Source organism: Arthrobacter sp. TMN-50 (assembly GCF_054511125.1).
Genome location: NZ_JBTNDG010000007.1, coordinates 18,913 through 33,981 on the forward strand (window position 1 = coordinate 18,913; position 15,069 = coordinate 33,981).

Here is a 15,069-nt window from a genome sequence, read left to right on the forward strand (position 1 = left end):
GCCTGTAACCCGAACGTTAGGCCTGATCTAGCGCTGGACGGCGCCGTGCCGTTCGGCGGCCAGGTGCACCGCTGCATCGCGGGCGCCGCTGGCCTCATCGGCGGTCAGGGTCCGGTCAGGCGCCCTGAAGCGCAGCGCGAACGCCAGCGACTTGTGTCCGTCCTCAATTCCCGCACCGTCGTACACATCGAACAGGTGCACATCCTCGAGGAGCTTCCCCGCGCCTTCCCGCAGCGTGGAAAGGACGGCGTCGGCCGGCAGGGCGCCGTCGACCACCAGTGCGACGTCCTGGGTGGTGGCGGGGAAAGTCGAGAGGTGCTTCGCCACGATGACGTCCGGTGCGGCGTCGAACAGCAGGTCCGCGTTGATCTCGAGCGCCACTGTGCGGGGCGGCAGGTCGTGGGCGGCAAGGAGCTTCGGGTGCAGCTCGCCTGCGTAGCCCACCAGTTCGCCCGTCCGCAGGGAAATGCGGGCGGTGCGGCCCGGGTGGAACACCTGGTGCTCACCCTGCGCGATCTCCAGGTCCACGCCGACGACGTCGGCCATCAGCCGGACCGTGTCCAGGGCGTCGGCCCAGTCCCACAGGCGTGGCTGGTGGTTGGCGCCGGCAGGTGAGTCGTTGCCGGTGAACACAGCGGCAATGGTCAGCGGCTGATCGGGCAGCCCATCATACAGGCCGTCCAGGACGTCCTCGGAAGGACGGGCACCCAGCGGCGGGATTTCCCGGCTACCGACCGTTTCCTGCGGCAGGAACACCAGCCCGGCCTCGTACAGCGCCAGATCGCGGAAGCCACGGGAGTGGTTCCGCTTCGCGACCTCGATCAGGCCGGGCAGCACCGAGCGACGCAGATAACCCAGTTCGGCGCTCAACGGGTTGGCCAGTTTGATGGAGGGCTGCTCCCCTGCGTCGGCTGACCCGAAGGTGTTGTTGCTCTCCAGCGACACGAACGGGTACGAGAGCACCTCGGTCAGGCCGGCATCGGCCAGCGCCTGCAGCACCCGGCGGCGCTGCACCTGGACCCGGGACAGGCCGCTGCCGGGAGGCGCGACGGGAAGCCGCGACGGGATCTTGTCGTAGCCCACCAGCCTGGCGATTTCCTCGGTGAGGTCGTCCTTGATCTGCAGGTCCTGCCGCCAGCTCGGCGCGGTGACCGTGTGGCCGCCGTCACGCGCTTCCACCACGGCCCCCAGATCATTGAGTGCATCGGTGATCTGCTCGTCCGTGAACTCCATGCCGATGCGACTGGCCGCGTACCCGGCAGGCAGGTCGATGACGACGTCGTCGGGCTGGGTGCCCACGTCGGTTCCGGCGTCATCTGCGGTGCCACCGGCGAGTTTGACCAGCAGGTCGACCACCCGCTGGGCCGCGATACCCGCAACCTGCCAGTCCACCCCGCGTTCGAACCGCTTGGATGCCTCGGATGGCAGCTTGTGGCGGCGGCGTGAACGGGCGATGGACACCTCATCGAAGTGGGCTGCCTCAACCAGCACCGTGGTGGTGGTGTCGGAGACCTCTGTGTCGGCGCCGCCCATGACACCGGCGATCCCGATGCCACCTGACGCGTCGGCAATCAGGAGGTCTTCGACGTCGAGCGTGCGGACCTTCTCGTCAAGGGTCTTCAGTGTCTCGCCCGGTGCGGCCCGCCGGACGACGATGCCACCGGAGAGCTTGTCCTGGTCGTAGCAGTGAATGGGCTGACCCAGCTCGAGCATCACATAGTTGGAGATGTCGACGGGCAGGGAGATGGAACGGATCCCGGCCAGGCGGAGCCGGGAGGACAGCCATGGCGGGGTGGGACGGGTCGCGTCGACGCCGTGCACGGTGCGGGCGACGAACCTGTCGCAGCCCGGGTTGCCGTAGATCGGCGCCTTGTCGCTCAGCGTGACCGAGTAGCCGCCGGACAGGCCTGCAGGCGCGGTTACCTGGGCTGCCGGGTCGATGAAGGTGGTCCCGGTGGCGTGGGCGTACTCACGGGCGACACCGCGGATCGAGAAGCAGTAGCTGCGGTCCGGGGTGACGTTGATTTCGGCGGCCTGGTCGTAGAGACCAAGCAGGTCCATGGCGTCGGAGCCAACCTCCGGGTCCAGTCCGAGGGTGGAGAGCACCAGGATGCCGTCATGATCGTCGCCGATGCCCAGTTCGCGCACCGAGGCGATCATCCCGGCGGAGACATGGCCGTAGGTTGTGCGCGCGGCGATGTGGAAGTCACCCGGCAGCACTGCGCCCGGCAGGGTGACCACCACCTTGTCGCCCTCGACGAAGTTGTGGGCGCCGCAGACGATGCCCTGGACACCCGACGGGTCGATGCCCTCGGTGGTCAGCGTCTGGGGCTGGCCCTCCGGGACCACGCGGACCTGGCACCAGTTGATGGTTTTGCCGTTGGTCTGCGGCTCCTTGACCACCGAGAGCACCTGGCCGACGACGACGGGCCCGGACAGGGTGTCGGTGGGACGGTGGACTGCCTCTTCCTCAAGGCCGACCTTGACCAGTTCGGCCATTACGTCTTCGGCGGTGGCACCGACTGGGACCTGTGCGAATTCACGCAACCAGGAAAGTGGAATACGCATGCTTAGATCTCCATCCCGAAGTGCTCGCTGAACCGTACATCGCCCTCAATCATGTCCCGCATGTCGCCTACCTCGTTGCGGAACATCAGGGTGCGTTCAATGCCCATGCCGAAGGCGAACCCGGAGAATTCCTCGGGGTCGATGCCCGCAGCACGCAGCACATTGGGGTGGACCATGCCGCAGCCACCCCACTCGATCCACTGCGGCCCGCCCTTGGCGCCGGGGTGCCAGATGTCGAGTTCGGCTGATGGTTCGGTGAACGGGAAGAAGTTCGGGCGCAACCGGATCTGGGCGTCGTCGCCGAACATCAGCCGGGCGAAGTGCTCAAGAGTGCCGCGGAGGTCAGCCATGCTGAGGTTCCGGTCGATGGCCAGGCCTTCGAACTGGTGGAACACGGGCGTGTGGGTGGCGTCGAGCTCATCGGTGCGGAACACCTTGCCGGGGCACAGCACGTACAACGGCAGCGGGCGTTCCAGCATGGAGCGCACCTGGACCGGTGAGGTGTGGGTGCGGAGCAGCAGGTGTGCCTCGGGCGGCTCCACGAAGAAGGTGTCCTGCATGTCGCGGGCTGGGTGGTCCGGCTTGAAGTTCAGGGCGTCGAAGTTGAACCACTCCGATTCCAGCTCGGGACCTTCAGCGATTTCCCAGCCCATGCCGACGAAAATGTCGCTAACCCGTTCCTGCAGGGTGGACAGTGGGTGGCGGGCACCGGCACGACGGCGGCGCGGCGCGGCTGTCACGTCCACCGCCTCCTCGATCAGGATCCGGGCGTCGCGTTCGGCCTCCAGCTCGGTGGTGCGGGCGGCGAGCGCAGCGTTGATCCTGCCGCGGGCCGGGCCGATGTTCTTCCCTGCCGCTGCTTTTTCCTCTTTCGCGAGGGCACCGATGCCGCGGTTCGCGAGGCTGAGTGGCGACTTGTCGCCCGTATGGGCGATCCTGACCTGCTTGAGTGCGTCGAGATCCGCCGCGGCGGTGATGTCGGCGAGCGCGCGGTCAACTGTCGCTCCGATGGCGTCGGCATCCAGTGGAGAAGGAACGTCGACGACGGCGGACGTTGCGTGGGCGGGTCCGCCCGGCTGTATGGAGTCAGACATCGGAATGTTCATACCTTCAGTGGTGGTGGGCAACTGGTGTTTCACCGCGGATCCGGTGACCGTTGGCAGACGGTGCAAGTCTAGCTAACACCGGCGCCGACTCCCCAATGGGCACCTGAGACTCCCGTACTAGGATGACTTCCATGGTCCCGGCCCACAGAACGCGATGGCTGCTCAACTGGATGAACCTGTCCACCGCGGCGGGGCTGCTGCTGGCGAAAGCGAAACGGTGTGACCTCCGGCCCGGGCCCGAGGGGCTCCTCCTCGCTTTCGGCTACACCGGCACCCTGCCGGTCGCGCGTGCCTTCACCGTGGGAAACGTCATCCTGTTCCGCGGGTCCGCCTCGGAGGGGGCACCCCGCCCGGCGCTCCTTGCCCACGAAGCCCGGCACAGCACCCAGTACGCGGTGTGTCTGGGTCTGCCGTTCCTGCCGTTGTATTTCGCGGCTGCGGGTTTCTCGTTGATGCGCACCGGCGATCCCGCGTCAGCGAATACTTTTGAGCGCCGGGCGGGGTTGGCCGATGGTGGGTATGTTCAGCGACCAGTGCGGCCGCTTGCCACGGCGCTCTCCGCCGTCTTCGCGAAAAGGGGATCATCATGACGTCAAGCACCGACGTTCCAACCATCACGGTCACCGGTACAGGCTCGGTCAGTGGTGTGCCCGACCGCCTGCACCTCGATATCGGGGTGGAAGTACGCCGACCCACGGCAGCGCACGCCTATCTGCGGGCCGCGGACGCGGCGTCGCGGGTGTTTGATGCCCTTGACGCTTTGGCCTTCCCCTCTTTGACTCGGGCGACCCGCCAGATCGGGCTGCGAGCCGACATTCACTGGGGCGAGAACCAGGAGCAGAAAGTGTCCGGCTACGTTGCCTCGCAGGATCTTACGGTGACGATCGATGACCCGGCGTCCGCCTCGGCGGTCCTCGACGCCGTGGTGCATGCGGGCGGCGATGACACCCGCATCACCTCCCTGTCCTTCGGGTTCTCGGATCCGGCGGACAGGGCCTCCCTGGCCCAGGACGCTGCATGGCGGGATGCGCGTGACCGGGCTCAACGGTGGGCCGACCTGGCCGGGTGCACTCTCGGGGCCGTGGAAAGTATCGCCGAAGACACTGGCGCAGTACCCCATCCACTGATGCGCACCATGATGGCCGAAGATGCCTCGATGCCAGTCGCACCCGGCGAAGCCGCCGTCGTCTGCAGCGTTACGGTTCGCTGGCGCATCGAGCCTGCTGGCTAGCGCGGGAGTTCGACGCCGGACTGGATCAGCGAAGGCTCAGATAAGTGGCGGAGCCGCACCTGAGTGGTTGACCCGCAGCGATCCTGCGGGTGGGCCACTTTTCTGGGCCGGAAGGATCCCGAACTCAGGCGAGGAACGCTTTCAGTCCCTCAATCAGCCGCTGCACGTCGTCGAGGTTCGTGTAGGGCGCCAGCCCCACCCGCAATCCGCCGGCCTCCCCCAGCCCCAACACTCCGACCGCTTCGATGGCGTAGAAGTTGCTGGCTGGCACCAAAATATTCCGTTCAGCGAGGAACCGGCTCACGTCGGCGGCGGGGTGGCCATCGAAGGTGAGCAACAGGGTGGACGTCCGGGCGGCGGCGCGTGAGTGGACTGTCACCGCCGGCAGGTCTGCGAGCGCAGCCTCGAGGAGGTGCAGGAGGAACGACTCGTGCTGCTCAATGTCGGAGTGGGCGGCCACGAGGCGGTCCCGGCGTGACCCGCCGCTGGTGCCCAGTGCGGCAATGAAGTCCACTGCCGCCGTCGCCCCGGCCATGATCTCGTAGGGCAGGGTCCCGAGTTCGAAGCGTTCGGGTACGGCGTTGGTGGAGGGCAACAGTTTCTCCGGGGTCAACGTCTCAAGCAGTGCGGGGGCCGCAGCGAGGACGCCGCAGTGCGGGCCGAGGAATTTGTAGGGCGAGCAGACGAAGAAGTCGGCTCCGAGCGCGTTCACATCGACGCTGGCATGGGCCGCGTAGTGGACCCCGTCGACGTACAGGAGGGCCCCGACGTCGTGCACCATCCGCGCGATCGCCGGCATGTCGGGCATGGTTCCGAGGAGGTTGGACGCTGCGGTCACCGCAACCAGCCGGGTCTGGGGATTCAAGGCCGCCTTCATCTCGTCGAGGCTTAGCCCGGAGGTGGCGGGATCGAAACCCACCCAGCGGACGGTCGTGCCCTGTCGCTCGGCAGCCTGGACCCAGGGGCGGATGTTGCAGTCGTGGTCCAGGCGCGTCACGATCACTTCGTCGCCCGGCCCCCACCCTGCGCTGAGGTGTTTGGCGAAGTCGTAGGTGAGCTGGGTGGCGCTGCGGCCGTAGACAATTCCGAGGGGATCGGCGTTGAGTAAATCCGCCAGGGCTGACCGGAATCCGAGCACGGCCGCGTCGGCGTTCCGTTCGGAAGCGACCGAGCTGCCCCTGATGGATAGCGGACTGGTCAGCGTGTCGGCAATGGCCTGTCCCACGACGCTCGGCGTCTGGGTTCCGCCGGGACCGTCGAAGTGGGCGATCCCCGAGGACAGGGAGGGGAAGTGGGAACGCAGACTTTCGACGTCGAGCGGCATGAGGTCCTTTCGGATGAGGGGCAGGCGTGGCTCCAGCCTAGGTGTAACCCGGCAATAGCGACGAACACCCCTTCCGCTCCCACCCGCGCACTTGTACGCTGTGGTCCAGTATCCGTCGAAACCATTGCGATCCGACGGACAGGAGTCCTGGAGAACGCTTGCAACGTTCTCCAGGACTGGCGAACGGACCCGCTATGGCTGGAGCAATAGATCCAATCATCGACGTACGAGGGCTGGGTAAAGATTTCGGCAAGACCCGAGCGCTCGATGGCCTTGATCTGACGGTCAACTCCGGTGAGGTGCACGGGTTCCTTGGCCCCAACGGCGCGGGAAAATCGACTACCCTGCGGGTACTCCTCGGACTCATCCGTCCGACCTTCGGCACAGCTACTGTGTTTGGTGTCGATCCGTGGCGGGAGCCGATCCGCAGCCATCGTGACCTCGCCTACGTTCCTGGGGATGTGAGTCTGTGGCCTAACCTCTCCGGAGGCGAAGTAATTGACCTGCTGACAGGACTGCGCGGCGGTGCCGTTGATAGCACCCGAAGCCGGTTGATCGACGAGTTCGACTTCGATCCGAGTCGGAAGGCCCGCACTTACTCGAAGGGAAATCGACAGAAGGTCGCGTTGATCGCGGCGTTTGCCCGCCCCGCCCGGCTCTACGTCCTCGATGAACCAAGCTCCGGCCTGGACCCCATCATGGAGTCGGTGTTTCGCCAGGAGGTTCGCCGAGTGCACGACGACGGCGCAACGGTCCTGCTTTCCAGCCACATCCTGAGTGAGGTCGAGCAACTTTGCGATCGGGTGACGATTATTCGGTCCGGCAAAGTTGTCGAGTCTGGCTCCCTCGCCGAACTTCGCCATCTGAAGCTGACCCACTTTCGGGTGGAGGGAGTTGACGCCGGGATCCTATCCCACCTTCAGGGTGTCCGGGATGTTCACGACGACGGCCTTGCCATCGAATTCGAGGTGGAGGCGGAGAATCTGCCAGCAGCGCTGGAGGGAGTTGCTGCGGCCAGGCCGACCGGTTTGACCGTGTCCCCGCCCTCGCTTGAGTCACTTTTCCTTCGGCACTACGCAGAGCCGTCACCCACCACTAGCGGCGCCCCCTCGAACTGGATCGGGCCGGCGGACTAATGTCGGGGATAGTTCACTTGGCACTGATGCACCTCCGGCAGGACCGCATCCTGCTCCCTGTCTGGATCTTGGGGATTGCGCTGCTGGGTTTCGCCACGGCTGGCGCGGTGTCCAGCGAGTTCGGGGATACCGGTGATCGCCGGGCGATCGTTGCGGTGGCGGCAGCAAACCCGGCGTTCCTGTTCCTCCGCGGCCTGCCCGACGGCTTTGGAATCGGGGCGGTGGTCTTCCTGCAGGGCTATGCGTTCACCGCTTTGATCGCGGGCCTGATGAGTACTTTTCTGGTGGTTCGTCACACCCGTACCGACGAGGAACTGGGACGAGCCGAGCTGGTCGGATCCGTCCCGATCTCTCGCTCCGCCCCGCTTGCGGCGACACTCCTGGTGGGCGGTGCCGCAAATCTGGTGTTGGCCGGGTCCGTGGCGGGCGGATTCATTGCCGCGGGGCTACCGGTTTCGGGTTCCCTCACGGCAGGCCTGGCTGTGGGCGCGGTCGGACTGTTCTTCGTCCCGGTCGCAGCGGCGATAGCACAGGCGATGCCGTCGGGGCGGAGTGCTAACGGGGCGGCCGCCAGCCTCGTCGGTGCGGCGTATTTACTCCGCGGCGTCGGTGACGCCCTGGGCACCCCTAATGCCGAACTAACCCAGGTCAGGAGCAGCTGGATTTCGTTGCTGTCGCCGATCGGATGGGGGCAACGGTCCCGGCCCTTCACCACCCCAGACACCTTGCCATTACTGGTGCTCGCGGCGGGTGCCGTGGCTGTGGCGGCCGGAGTCCTGCTGATTAGACGCCGAAGGGACCTGGGCTCCAGTTGGCTGCCCCAACGGGCGGGCCGACTTCGCGGAAACCATCAATCCCTTCTCGGGCTGGCGTGGGCCCTGCAGCGCCCCGTCCTTCTTGGCTGGTGTGTGGGGGCAGCCGTCCTTGGGGTCCTTGCGGGAGGACTGGGGCCGGTTGTATCCGACGTTGTGGTCGGCAACACGTCAATTGAGGAGTTGATCGGTCGTCTTGTCACGGGGAGCCGGGCGGACATTATAGATATTTTCACGGCAGCCATACTAGGTATCGCTGGGGTTTTGGCGGCCGCCGCCGGTATCCAGGGGGTCCTGCGGCTGAGAGCCGAAGAAGCTGAGGGACGGGCGGAACTCCTCTTGGCTGTGCCGCGATCCAGAACCAGTTGGCTCGTTGCAAATCTGCTGTTGGCAGTTTTTTCGGCCGTCGTGGTTGCGGCTGTCGCGGGAACAGCAGCTACCGTTGGGTTCTCGCTCACCGGAATGGCAGTGCCCGCTGCGATCGGTCTGGTCGCGGCGAGCCTCGCCCACGTCCCGGCCGCTGCGATCCTTATCGCAGCACCTGCTGTCGTCTTCGCTGTCGCGCCGCGGTGGAGTGTCCCTGCGGGTTGGGTCATACTGGCTGGCGCGCTGGTACTGGGCCAGTTTGGTGAGCTACTGGGCCTGCCCGAGTGGCTGCAGGCGGTCAGTCCCTTCCACCATTCGCCTGCGATGCCGGTCGAATCCTTCGAGCCGGCGCCCGCCCTGCTGATGGGTTTCGTGGCTCTCGGCGGTATGGGTCTCGCTTCCTATCTGGTCGGGCGCCGCGACCTCACCGCGTAGACCACTTGTCGGATGAGCCAGGAAAAAATGGGTTCTGTAGGCGCAGTGATAGGGCGAAAGGTTCAGCAGCCACTCCAGGTCAGGATCCGGACACCCATTGTCAGCGCCCTGCCGAGCGCCATTTGGGGCGGGGTCACTGCATGGATCAGGGCCTTTGGTTATTTCCGGCCTGTCCTTGGACAGTTTCCGGGTGTGCCTGTCCAGATCGAGGTTCACGGCCCAGAACCCGCTTTTTACCCGGGATCCACCGTAAACTCTCCCCAGCAATACATTAGAAGATATGTTCTAATGTATTTATGAGATGGGTTGCGCAGAGTACGACAACGACGACGGCGCCCGTTCCGCAGGAGGCGCTCCTCCCCCTCAGCGGGCTGGTTCGAACCGTGAGGACGCCCGAGTTCGTCGGGATCACCTTCCATGAGGTCCTGGCCAAATCGGTGCTCAACCGGGTGCCTGGCAACTCGAGCATGCCGTTCCACTGGACCATCAACCCCTACCGGGGCTGCTCGCACGCCTGCGTCTACTGCTTTGCCCGGAAAACCCACAGCTACCTGAATCTGGACACCGGGCTGGACTTCGATTCGCAGCTTGTGGTGAAGACGAATGCCGGGGAAGTGGTGCGGCGCGAAGTGTCCCGGCGGTCGTGGCAGCGTGAACACGTGGCCATGGGCACCAACACCGACCCATATCAGCGGGCCGAGGGTCGCTACCGGTTGATGCCCACCATCATTACCGCGCTGGCCGATTCCGGTACCCCATTCTCCATCCTCACCAAGGGCACGCTGCTGGCACGGGACATCCCGCTGCTGAAGAAGGCATCCTCGTCCGTGGAGATCGGGATGGGTATCTCCCTGGCCATCATTGATCCGGTGTTGGCGCACGCGGTGGAGCCCGGCACCCCGAGCCCCAGGGCCCGGCTGGAACTGGTCAGCCGATTGCGGGATGCTGGCCTCCCCTGCGGCGTCCTGGCGATGCCGATCCTGCCGTGGTTGACGGACGACGACGAGTCATTGGATGCCTTGTTTGGTGCGCTGGCGGCTGCCGGTGCCACCGGTGTTTCGGCGGGTGCGTTACATCTGCGCCCCGGCGCCCGCGAGTGGTACATGGATTGGCTGGCCGCTAACCACCCTGAGTTGGTGGGGCGCTATCAGCGGCTCTACCGCGGAGGAAGCTACGCATCAAAGGAGTATAGGACCTGGCTGTCCGTCCGGATCCAACATCATCGCGCCAACCACGGGTTCACCTCCGGGGCTCAGTTCTTCAGGGAACTCGAACCTGGGGTTCCCAACCACGACGGCGTCAATCCCCCGACAGCGCCACCCTCGCCATCGCTGGCCGTCGGCCCAGAACCGACACTGTTCTAGAGCGGTGCGACAACCAGGGCAAGCAGTGCATCGACAATGGGGCGGTCCGCCGGGATCCAGGGTAGATCTACCAGCTCGGTTGAGCCTTCGAACGGCACCCAGGCGAGCATATCGTGATCCTCCAGCGGCATCGGCTCGCCGGTAGTTACCTCGGCAAGCCAGACCCGCATGACGGCACGCTCGTTCAACGGCCAGCCGCCGGGCACGGGGCCATTCACTTCGGCGCCGAGCCTTACCGTCACGCCCAATTCTTCGAGCAGCTCACGGTGCAGGGCGTCGGTGTCCGACTCATCCGCCTCGACTTTCCCGCCGGGGAACTCCCACCTGCCAGCAAACTGCTCGGGAGCCGTCCGGCGGGCAGCGAGCAGCCGGGAAGGATGGGCGAGGGAATCAACGATCGCGGCGCCGACAATCTGGCGCGGAAACTTCTCAGCAGGCACGAACCGAGTGTAGCGGGCCGGCGCTCGACGCCGACGATGCAAGGAAAGCGAAACCGGCACCGACGGGGTCCGCGGCGCTACAGTTGAAATAGACAACGGCGTCGCCGCGTTGCGTTTTAAGGACGCAAGCACCACACCCTCTCCAGTCGCCGAAACGAGTTCCATGTCTGACCCCCGATGCACCACCCTGACTCCCCGTCAGCTGAACTTTGCCATCATCGCCCTTGCGATGGGCGGCTTCGGCATCGGCACCACTGAATTCGCCATCATGGGACTCCTGCAGGAAATGGTGGGCGACCTCAATATCTCCATTCCTGAGGGTGGCCACGTGATCTCGGCCTACGCGATCGGCGTCGTCGTCGGCGCTCCTCTGCTTGCTGCGCTCGGTGCCCGGCTCCCCCGCAAGGGAATGGCACTCGGGCTGATGGTGCTGTTCACCGTCGGTAACCTGTCATCATACTTCGCCGCCGACTACGGCTGGCTCCTGTTCTCTCGCTTTATATCGGGCCTGCCGCACGGCGCCTACTTTGGTATCGCGGCGGTCATCGCTGCCTCCCTGTCCGCCCCGACGCGCCGCGCCCACGCCGTCGCCATGGTGATGCTGGGGCTCAGCATCGCCAACGTCATCGGGGTCCCGTTTGCCACCTGGCTGGGTCAGACGTTCGGCTGGCGGACCATGTTTCTGCTCGTCGGTGTCATCGGATTGGTCACCATCTGGATGGTCTCCCGCAGCGTCCCGAACCAGAAGGTCCTGCAGAACGCCAGTATCCGGAGGGAGCTCGGTGCGCTGCAGCGCGGCCAGGTCTGGATGACACTGCTCATCGGCACCGTCGGCTTCGGTGGCTTCTTCGCCGTCTACTCCTACATCTCACCAACCATGACCGAAGTTACCGACCTCCCCGAGGCGACCCTGCCCTTCGTCGTCGCCCTCTACGGGCTCGGCATGGTCACGGGAAACATTGTCGGTGGCCGACTGGCCGATATTTCGGTAATGGGCACCATCTACTGGGTCATGGGCGTCATCGCCGTGGCGCTGGTGGCCTTCTCCTTTGCCGTCCAATGGGCGCCAACCGCCCTGCTGTTCGTTTTCCTGGTCGGTGCGATCGGCGCCCTGCTGATTCCGTCGCTCCAGGTGCGCCTCCTCGATGTCTCCCCCAATGCCCCGTCCCTCGCTTCGTCCCTGAACCACGCGGCCCTGAACATTGCCAACGCTCTCGGCGCGTTCCTCGGTGGCGCAGTGATTGCCGCCGGTTGGGGGTATACCGCTCCGGCCCTGGTTGGGGCAGTGTTGGCCGTCATCGGTCTCGCCGTCGCCCTGGCCAGCGGGCGCATGGACCGACGCGCCACAGCGGACCTGCCTGCCGAACGGGTCGCGGTCAGCTGAGGCGCTGTGCCCTCGCTGAGGCGTAGAGGCAGACCGTCGCCGCAGTCCCCACGTTGAGACTCTCGGCCTGCCCGTAGATGGGTACAGCCACCCGGTGATCCGCGCCCTTGAGGACGACGTCGGGCAGTCCCTGCGCCTCATTGCCAAAAAGCCAGGCCGTCGGCGCCTCAAGCTGGGCCTCTTCCGCGTCGGCGGTTAGGACTGGTGAGGGCGCCAACCGACGTCGCGCGCTCCCCTCCTGCAGAACGTCGAGGTCGACGTCGCCATACCCGTCGGCTGCCAGCACCGTGATGCCGCGGTCCCGCAGGGATGAGAGCACCAGGTCCAAATCGGCACCCAGGACCACCGGCAGGTGAAACAGCGAACCGACGGTGGAACGGACTGCCTTCGGGTTGTACAGGTCGACGCTCGACGACGTCAGCACCACCGCGTCGGCGCCCGCCGAATCGGCTGCCCGCAGGATGGTCCCGGCATTGCCGGGATCGCGTACCTCGACCATCACCGCAACCAGTCGGGGCTCCTCCGCGAGCACCGCGTCGAGCGAAACATCCACAAAGGCGCAAACAGCAATCACACCCTGTGGCGTTACGGTCGAGGACATCTCAGCCAGGACTTCCTCGGTAACGAGCCGTGGTGCCGGCTGGCCCTCGAACAAGCCGAGCTCAGCATGACGCTCGAGGCACTCCTCCGTAATGAAAAGCTCCTCAACCACCGCGGGCGCGCCAGCGGCCTCGCGAGCTGAATGCAGGGTCAGTGCCTCACGGACGGACTGCGGGCCCTCGGCGAGGAACCGGCCCTGCCTTAAACGGGCCGGACGCCCCGCGAGCCGTGCCACTTCCTTCACCCGATCAGCTCGGGGGTTGGTCATCGGCGGTGCCGCAGGGCGTCCAGTGTTATTCATGTACTGATGTTCCCAGTAATCCGGTCAGGCCGGAAAACGAAAGCCGGTTATACCTTGGCAGCCGATGCCTGAGCCCCAGCGGGAGCTGAGGTGTCGGCGGGCAGGGAGTTCTTGGCAATCTGGACCAGCGCGGAGAACGCATTGGCATCGGAAACTGCAAGTTCAGCCAGCATACGACGGTCAACCTGGATCTCAGCGGCCTTCAGGCCCTGGATCAAACGGTTGTAGGTCAGGCCGTTGGCGCGGGACGCAGCGTTGATGCGCTGGATCCACAGGCGACGGAAGTCACCCTTACGCTTGCGGCGGTCACCGTAGCTGTAAACAAATGAATGCAGCAGCTGCTCTTTGGCCTTGCGGTACAGGCGTGACCGCTGACCCCGGTAGCCCTTTGCCCGCTCGAGAATTACCCGACGCTTCTTGTGGGCGTTTACCGCCCGCTTCACACGTGCCACGTGCGTACTCCTTCAGTAGATCTACCGGCGCGATGGTGACGGCCCATCCTGCAATTAGCAGTGGACTGGGCCAGCCCCGGTTAAGTTGGTGGGTGAGTTAGATGCCGAGCATCTTTTTGATGACCTTGGTATCGGCCTTCGAGACAATCTTGTCGCTACCGAGACGGCGAGTCAGTGTGGAGGGCTTGTGCTCCAGGTAGTGGCGGCGGTTAGCCTGCTGGCGCTTGAGCTTGCCGCTTCCGGTCAGCTTGAAACGCTTCTTGACACCGCTGTGGGTCTTCATCTTCGGCATGAGAACCGATCTCCTTTGGTTTCCACCCGCGACTGCAGGTGGCTCGTACGGCACCCGCGGGGGTGCCTGCGGGTTTATTCGGGTGCCTGGTGGCTCCGAAGGGCGTGAACCCTAGTCGGAGGTTCCTGGCTTAGGCCGGCTAGGCGTACTCCGGGGAGCCGCCTTACTGGCAGGTTTCGGTGTTGCTGGCTTCGGCATGGCGGTCGGCTTGGGAGCCGCCATCGGCTTGGGAGCCGCGACTGGCTTGGGAGCTGCGGCAGGCTTCGCAGCCGCTGCTGGCTTCTCCGCTGCCTTCGCCGGCGTCTTGGCCGGAGCCTTCTCCGCAGCCTTGGGCGCCTCGGCTGCAGCCTTGGCCGCCTTCGCGGCTTCAGCCGCTGCGGCTTCCTGATCGGCCTTGTCCTGAACGGCCTTCTCACGATCGACAATTTCCTGCGCGGCCGCTTCCTTGGCTGCAACTTCGGCCGCAATCACTTCCTGCGCGGCCGCTTCTTCTGCCGCTTCGTGGGAAGCGGTGGTCGAGTAGCCATCAGGGAGCAGGTCCGCGAGGCTCTGCGTCATCGGTGCCTTGTCCGGGGTGGTGTCCAGCTTTTCGGTACCAGCCTTCACTGCCTCGTTCGCTGCCTTGGCGTCGGCGCGCTGGGTGGCGCGTCGCGCCTCGGCCTTGGCTTCGGCCTTGTTCTTGACCGGTCCGATGACCATGACCATGTTCCGCCCGTCGATGCGTGGAGTGGACTCCACGATGCCGACCTCGGCAACATCTTCGGCGAACTTCTGCAGCAGGCGGATGCCCATTTCGGGCCGCTGCTGCTCACGTCCGCGGAACTGGATCATGGCCTTGACCTTGTCGCCGGCACCCAGGAAGCGCATCGCGTGGCCACGCTTGGTCTCATAGTCGTGGGTGTCAATCTTCAGGCGAAACCGGATCTCCTTCAGAACCGTGTTCGTCTGATTCTTGCGCGCCTCACGGGCCTTCACAGCGGCTTCGTACTTGTACTTACCAAAATCCATCAGCTTGGCAACCGGAGGCTTGGCCTGCGGTGCAACCTCAACAAGATCAAGGTCTGACTCGGAGGCAAGACGGAGAGCATCCTCAATACGGACGATGCCTACCTGTTCGCCCGCAGGTCCTACCAACCGCACCTCAGGGACGCGGATACGATCATTGATTCTTGGCTCGCTAATGTGTTGCTCCTGAAATCTTAGGAAGTGTCACCACGTGCAATAGAAGAAGGCCCCCGACTGCACATGCAATCAGAGG

At 65.2% G+C, this 15,069-nt stretch carries 14 protein-coding genes; 6 read left to right on the forward strand and 8 right to left on the reverse strand.

The window, feature by feature from the left end:
• Positions 1-27: 27 nt before the first annotated feature.
• Positions 28-2,568 carry a phenylalanine--tRNA ligase subunit beta gene (gene pheT, locus ACX80A_RS09950; RefSeq protein ID WP_459259544.1) on the reverse strand — a complete coding sequence of 847 codons (2,541 nt, stop codon included), beginning with the start codon at positions 2,566-2,568 and terminating at the stop codon, positions 28-30.
• A 2-nt stretch (positions 2,569-2,570) separates the two neighbouring features.
• On the reverse strand, positions 2,571-3,662 hold the full coding sequence (pheS, locus tag ACX80A_RS09955; protein ID WP_459259545.1) for a phenylalanine--tRNA ligase subunit alpha: 1,092 nt from the start codon (positions 3,660-3,662) through the stop codon (positions 2,571-2,573).
• A gap of 134 nt (positions 3,663-3,796) precedes the next feature.
• On the opposite strand from pheS, the gene ACX80A_RS09960 reads away from it, so the two are divergent.
• Together ACX80A_RS09960 and ACX80A_RS09965 are read left to right on the forward strand one after the other, a co-directional pair.
• A complete protein-coding gene (locus ACX80A_RS09960) occupies positions 3,797-4,264 on the forward strand; it encodes an eCIS core domain-containing protein (protein ID WP_459259546.1) in 468 nt (155 codons plus the stop codon).
• Positions 4,261-4,905, forward strand: coding sequence for an SIMPL domain-containing protein (locus ACX80A_RS09965; protein WP_459259547.1), 645 nt, complete (start codon positions 4,261-4,263; stop codon positions 4,903-4,905). The genes ACX80A_RS09960 and ACX80A_RS09965 overlap by 4 nt, the downstream gene beginning before the upstream one ends.
• A gap of 124 nt (positions 4,906-5,029) precedes the next feature.
• On the opposite strand, the gene ACX80A_RS09970 is transcribed toward ACX80A_RS09965, so the two are convergent.
• Positions 5,030-6,229, reverse strand: a complete 1,200-nt coding sequence (locus ACX80A_RS09970; protein WP_459259548.1) for a cysteine desulfurase-like protein — start codon at positions 6,227-6,229, stop codon at positions 5,030-5,032.
• Positions 6,230-6,423: 194 nt separating this feature from the next.
• On the opposite strand from ACX80A_RS09970, the gene ACX80A_RS09975 reads away from it, so the two are divergent.
• The 3 genes from ACX80A_RS09975 to ACX80A_RS09985 all read left to right on the forward strand — a co-directional run bounded on the left by ACX80A_RS09975 (position 6,424) and on the right by ACX80A_RS09985 (position 10,342).
• The gene (locus ACX80A_RS09975; protein WP_459259549.1) at positions 6,424-7,365 is read left to right on the forward strand and encodes an ABC transporter ATP-binding protein; all 942 of its coding nucleotides are present in this window, start codon (positions 6,424-6,426) and stop codon (positions 7,363-7,365) included.
• A gap of 26 nt (positions 7,366-7,391) precedes the next feature.
• Entirely contained in the window at positions 7,392-8,978 is a 1,587-nt protein-coding gene (locus tag ACX80A_RS09980; protein WP_459259651.1) for an ABC transporter permease, read from the forward strand.
• A gap of 296 nt (positions 8,979-9,274) precedes the next feature.
• Entirely contained in the window at positions 9,275-10,342 is a 1,068-nt protein-coding gene (locus tag ACX80A_RS09985; RefSeq protein ID WP_459259550.1) for an Rv2578c family radical SAM protein, read from the forward strand.
• Here ACX80A_RS09985 and ACX80A_RS09990 read toward each other — a convergent pair.
• On the reverse strand, positions 10,339-10,782 hold the full coding sequence (locus ACX80A_RS09990) for a (deoxy)nucleoside triphosphate pyrophosphohydrolase (protein ID WP_459259551.1): 444 nt from the start codon (positions 10,780-10,782) through the stop codon (positions 10,339-10,341). The two genes, ACX80A_RS09985 and ACX80A_RS09990, sit on opposite strands and share 4 nt — an antisense overlap.
• A 163-nt stretch (positions 10,783-10,945) precedes the next feature.
• On the opposite strand from ACX80A_RS09990, the gene ACX80A_RS09995 reads away from it, so the two are divergent.
• Positions 10,946-12,166, forward strand: coding sequence for an MFS transporter (locus ACX80A_RS09995; RefSeq protein ID WP_459259552.1), 1,221 nt, complete (start codon positions 10,946-10,948; stop codon positions 12,164-12,166).
• On the opposite strand, the gene ACX80A_RS10000 is transcribed toward ACX80A_RS09995, so the two are convergent.
• The 4 genes from ACX80A_RS10000 to infC form a co-directional block, all read right to left on the reverse strand.
• Entirely contained in the window at positions 12,159-13,067 is a 909-nt protein-coding gene (locus ACX80A_RS10000) for a TrmH family RNA methyltransferase (RefSeq protein ID WP_459259553.1), read from the reverse strand. The two genes, ACX80A_RS09995 and ACX80A_RS10000, sit on opposite strands and share 8 nt — an antisense overlap.
• 47 nt (positions 13,068-13,114) lie before the next feature.
• On the reverse strand, positions 13,115-13,519 hold the full coding sequence (gene rplT / locus ACX80A_RS10005; RefSeq protein ID WP_459259554.1) for a 50S ribosomal protein L20: 405 nt from the start codon (positions 13,517-13,519) through the stop codon (positions 13,115-13,117).
• Between the two features lie 97 nt (positions 13,520-13,616).
• Positions 13,617-13,811 carry a 50S ribosomal protein L35 gene (gene rpmI, locus ACX80A_RS10010; protein ID WP_019483418.1) on the reverse strand — a complete coding sequence of 65 codons (195 nt, stop codon included), beginning with the start codon at positions 13,809-13,811 and terminating at the stop codon, positions 13,617-13,619.
• Between the two features lie 111 nt (positions 13,812-13,922).
• Positions 13,923-14,951 (reverse strand): translation initiation factor IF-3, encoded by a 1,029-nt coding sequence (gene infC, locus ACX80A_RS10015; RefSeq protein WP_459259555.1) that lies wholly within the window; start codon positions 14,949-14,951, stop codon positions 13,923-13,925.
• Between the last annotated feature and the right edge of the window lie 118 nt (positions 14,952-15,069).